Source organism: Nocardia farcinica, from assembly GCF_029867845.1.
In the GTDB taxonomy this organism is placed as follows: domain Bacteria; phylum Actinomycetota; class Actinomycetes; order Mycobacteriales; family Mycobacteriaceae; genus Nocardia; species Nocardia farcinica_A.
The window spans coordinates 1-4,186 of record NZ_JARWRU010000098.1 but is presented as its reverse complement, the minus strand read 5'-3'; the positions used below and the strand labels follow the sequence as shown (position 1 = coordinate 4,186).

Genomic DNA, 4,186 nt, shown 5'->3' with positions numbered 1-4,186 from the left:
TGGTGGGGGGGGGGTCCCCGCGCGCGGGGGGCCCCAACCGCCCCTGGGGGCGGGTTTTCCGGGCCCCCCCGGCGGGGGGGGTGCCGCGGCCGTACCCCACGCCGGGATCGCCGGGGCCGGCCTTCCCGCGGGAGAGGTGGTGCACGACCCGCAGCCGGTCGGGATGTCGGGCGGCGAGTTCGGCGACCTGCCCGCGCAGCATGATCGAGTGTTCGTCGCGGCTGCCGTAGTGCAGGGTGACCGTGGTGTCCGGTGCGGCGGCCAGGAGCGCGGCGACCTGCGCGAGGATCGGGGTGATGCCGCTGCCTGCCGCGACCGCCACATAACGGCCTCCTTGGCTCGGGTCGACGGTGAATCCGCCCGCGGGCTCGGAGACGTACAGCACCGCGCCCGCGGCGAGCCGGTCCACGGCGTAACCGGAGAACAGCCCGCCCGCCTGCCGCTTGACCGCGATGCGCAGCCTGCCCGCCTCGGGGGCGTCGCACAGCGAGTAGCTGCGGCGTACCGACCCCGATGGGCCCGCACCCCGGATCACCACGTGCTGACCGGCCCGATACCGGAAGCGTTCGCGAAGCTGTTCCGGCACCGCGAATTCCACGACGACACTGCCGGAGGTGTCCGGCTCCACCGCGCGGACCGTCAGTCGATGGAAGCCACGGGCCGGGCCGTAGGGCACCGGATCGAAGCCCGACGAGCCGGGTGCGGCCGACCGTGTCGTCCCGTCACCAGCCGCGCCCAGCCCGTCCAGGACAGCGGCGAGCCCGCTCGCGCCGAGCGCGGTCACGGCGCGGCCGACCAGGATCGGGTCGAGCACGCTGACCGGCTTGTCCAGCAGGCCCGCGATCCGCGCGATCTGCCTGCCCACCCGTGCGTCCCGGGCGCCCACCGACATGGCGGCCGTGGTGGCGAGCTCGAGCGCGCGGGTGGGGACGCGGGTGTCGCCGTCGACGTGCGGCATGGCCAGGTCGAACAGCCTGGTGATCATCCAGGCGTCGTCGATCTCGGCGGCCACCGCGCGGAACCAGCGCGCGGACAGCGGTTTCCCGGACGACTCGGCGAGCACGCGGCGCAGGCACAATGCTTGCAGGGCCGACACGCTCATGCCCTGCCCGAAGGCGGGACTGAAGCTGCACACCGCGTCGCCCATGACGAGCAGGCCGTCGGGGAAGCGGGTCAGCCGCTCGTAGCGGCGGCGCTGGTTGGCCGGGTAGCGGTAGGTGGCGACCGGGGTGAGCGGCTCGGCGTCGAGCAGCGCGCGGCGCACGTCCGGCGGGGCGACCGAGGCCGCGAACCGCCAGTAGCCGTCGTCGTCGGAGGGCGGGTGGTCGGCGCCGTAGCCGATCAGGGTGAGGATGTGCCGGTCGCCCTCGACCTCGAACAGCGCAAGCCCGCGCGCGGGGTTCTGGTTCGCGACCACGATCTCCTTGTCGGCGACAGCGCCCGCGGGCAGCCGCACATACCGGCTCGCGTATTTCATGTCGATGCGCACGCCCTCCGCGCGCGGTTGCTCGTAGCCGAGGCCCGCCAGCCACTGTTCGATCGGCCCGTGCCTGCCCAGACAGGAGACGACCAGATCGGCCTCGACCTCGCGCGGGCCGCGGCCGGAATCCACGCGCACCCCGCGCACTCGCCGGTCGCCGTCCGCGGTGAGCAGGCCGGTCACCGCGTGGCCGTCCTCGATCGTCACGTTCGGCAGCGCCCGGACTCGCTCGCGCACCCGCCACTCCAGGAACGGCCTGCTGGCCTGCAACAGCGAGTAGCCCGCGTCCGCCTGCCGCAGCGTGCGGCCGGCGATCGTCATGCGCATCTGGCTCAGCGAGCGGCACTCCACCGCCCCGTCGGCGAGCGCCTGGGCGGTGAAGCCGGGGAACAGCTCCTCGAAGATCTGCTTGCCCCGCGCCAGCAGCGCGTGCACGTGCCTGCCCTGCGGCACGCCGGGCCGGTCCCCCGGCTGCGACAGGTCGTCGCGCTCGATCACCGTGACCCGAGCGAAGGTCTCGCCGAGCACCCTGGCCGCGAGCAGCCCCGCCATGCTCGCGCCGAGCACCACCGCGTGCCCCCGGCCCGCCCGATCGATCGCCATTGCCGCACCTTCCGCCGTCTCGGCGGTCAGTATCCACCACACCGGCGGCACGGGAATCAGGTGGTACCAGTTCGATGCGCCCTTGGTTCGCCGATGTCGTCCGCCCCGGACATGCGAAGGCCCACCGGACACGCCGTCCGGTGGACCTCGACTGTTCGTCGCGACCTCCGGTCAGCCGGTGATCTCCACGGTCGAGGTGGTGATCCCGCCGTTCGGGCACCAGACCGAGACGGTGTGGGTGCCCACGGGGACGTTGTCGACGAAGACGTTGCCGGTGGGGGCCACCGGGATGCTCTGGGTTTCGGGGGTGCCGTTGTAGGGGTCGACCGAGCAGGCCTCAGGGGCGTCGCCACCCAGCGGAGTCACGCTCACGACCACCCAGTTGGGACCTGCCACCACCTCGACCGCCGGGGGTGGCGGCGGGGGCGGCAGTTCCTCGTCCGCGACGGCGGCGCCCGCCGCCAGCACCGGGCCGAGGGCGAATGCGGCGCCGAGCAGCATCCTCGAAGCGTTCATGGTGTTCCTCTCGTCGTTCGACCTTGGTTCACCTACAGCGCGCGAACGCGTCGCTGTCCTGTTGACCATGCCCGGTCCGGCACCGATCCAATCCCGTTTCCGTCGAACCGCTCCTGCACCCCGGGTCGCGGGCCCACCCGGGGGCACCCACCACCGCCGATCCGGTGATGCCGACCGACGGCCTGCCCAGCCCCGCGATGATCTGCCTCGCCACCGCGACCGCCGGGATTTCCCGGCGCGATCTCGGTCTGCTCAACTCTGCTCCTCCCCACTGTCACGACGGATGTCGGTCGTGTATTCGTGGCCGAAGGCGGCGAGGACGGCGGATCAACTCAGCGGCTCGGCGCGGCGACGGGGCGGATCTCGAAGACCGCCACCTTGTCGGCGGCCGCGCCGAAGGCGGCCGGCTCGGCGCTGTCGACGACCCCGATCCGCAGGAAGAACTGCACGCCGTGCGGGACCTGGGCAGGGAAGGCCGTCATGACCGCCTTCCTGGTCGCCGGGTCGCCGACCTCGATCAGCGCGATCTCCTCGTGGGTGCGGCCTCGGCTCAGCCGCCCCCGGCCGGCGGCCCGCGCGTTCTTCGCCCACGCGGAATCCTTCAGGCCCGCGATGACGTAGCGCCGCCCGTCGACGGTGAGCGGGGAGACCGGGGTCGAGCGAGGTTCGCCGCTGACCCGGCCGGGGACGGTGAGGATGTGAATGGTTCCGGTCGGCAGACCGAGGCGGTGCAGTGCCTTCACCACGCGATTGGCGGGCTTCAGCCATCCGGGCAACGCGCCTGTGCTCGACATGTGCGACTCCTCTGGGAAGTGGTGGAGACCGAAGGCGGCACGGGCGGACCCGGCGCCGTCGTCCCCTAGAATCCGGGACGCGAATCGTCCCGTCGGCGTTTATTCCCACATCGGGATGATTCCGTATCGGGAATATTAGGCCGGGAGGCAGACCGTGTCCAACCCCAACAGCGTCCGCATCCAGCGCGCCCTCCAGCAGGCGCTGGTCAACGCCGTGCTCGGAAACGAGCGCATCGCACGGGAATTCGGCCTGCTGGTCACCGACCTCCAGACGCTGCACCTGCTCGTGCTGCGCGAGGACGTGCGAACCCCCAAGCAGCTCAGCCTGATCAGCGGACTGCCGACCAGCACCGTGACCAGGGTGCTCGACCGACTGGAGAGCGCGGGGTATCTACGGCGCGTGCCCGATCCCGCCGATCGCAGGCGGATCAACATCGAGGTCGACGGAGCCGCGACAGCGCCCGTCATCGCCCGCTACGGGCAGTACACCGAGATCCTCGAGCGCGCGAACGCCGAGTTCACCGAGGCGGAACTGGACATCGTGGCCCGTTACCTCGAACGCACCTCCGCCACCTTCTGACGGCGCCCGCCGACCCGACGGCGCCCGCCGACGCCGACCATCCGCGGGCCGGGCCGGACCGGCAGCACGGTGCGGCGGGTGGTCTGCCGCGGCCGGGGGCCGCGGCGAGAGCGGTGTGCAGGGTGACCGCCCACTGCTGGACGATCTGCTTGCGGCGCTGGGAGTCGTCGGTGAGGACGTCGGCGAGGCCGAGGCCGCGCGCCAGGTCGAGAG

General features: G+C 72.6%; 4 protein-coding genes and 1 pseudogene. 1 reads left to right on the top strand and 4 read right to left on the bottom strand.

The features are described 5' to 3' along the window. The 3 genes from QH283_RS01845 to QH283_RS01835 form a co-directional block, all read right to left on the bottom strand. The coding region (locus QH283_RS01845) for an FAD-dependent monooxygenase (RefSeq protein WP_280501280.1) at positions 1–2,083 on the bottom strand (2,083 nt) is incomplete at its 3' end. Between the two features lie 171 nt (positions 2,084–2,254). After that, positions 2,255–2,599, bottom strand: coding sequence for a hypothetical protein (locus QH283_RS01840; protein ID WP_280501279.1), 345 nt, complete (start codon positions 2,597–2,599; stop codon positions 2,255–2,257). A 332-nt stretch (positions 2,600–2,931) separates the two neighbouring features. After that, positions 2,932–3,393: a nitroreductase/quinone reductase family protein gene (locus QH283_RS01835; RefSeq protein WP_280501278.1), complete on the bottom strand. Its 462-nt coding sequence runs from the start codon at positions 3,391–3,393 to the stop codon at positions 2,932–2,934. 154 nt (positions 3,394–3,547) lie between these two features. On the opposite strand from QH283_RS01835, the gene QH283_RS01830 reads away from it, so the two are divergent. Beyond that, complete coding sequence (locus tag QH283_RS01830; protein WP_280501277.1) at positions 3,548–3,973, top strand: MarR family winged helix-turn-helix transcriptional regulator; 426 nt, start codon at positions 3,548–3,550, stop codon at positions 3,971–3,973. On the opposite strand, the pseudogene QH283_RS01825 reads toward QH283_RS01830, so the two are convergent. Then, positions 3,912–4,186, bottom strand: a pseudogene (locus QH283_RS01825) (hypothetical protein); the annotation flags it as partial. The gene QH283_RS01830 and the pseudogene QH283_RS01825 overlap by 62 nt on opposite strands.

Bases quoted from the DNA above. Each gene is read 5' to 3' on its own strand.
- QH283_RS01840 (WP_280501279.1), bottom strand. From the start codon at position 2,599: ATGAACGCTTCGAGGATGCTGCTCGGCGCCGCATTCGCCCTCGGCCCG.
- QH283_RS01835 (WP_280501278.1), bottom strand. From the start codon at position 3,393: ATGTCGAGCACAGGCGCGTTGCCCGGATGGCTGAAGCCCGCCAATCGC.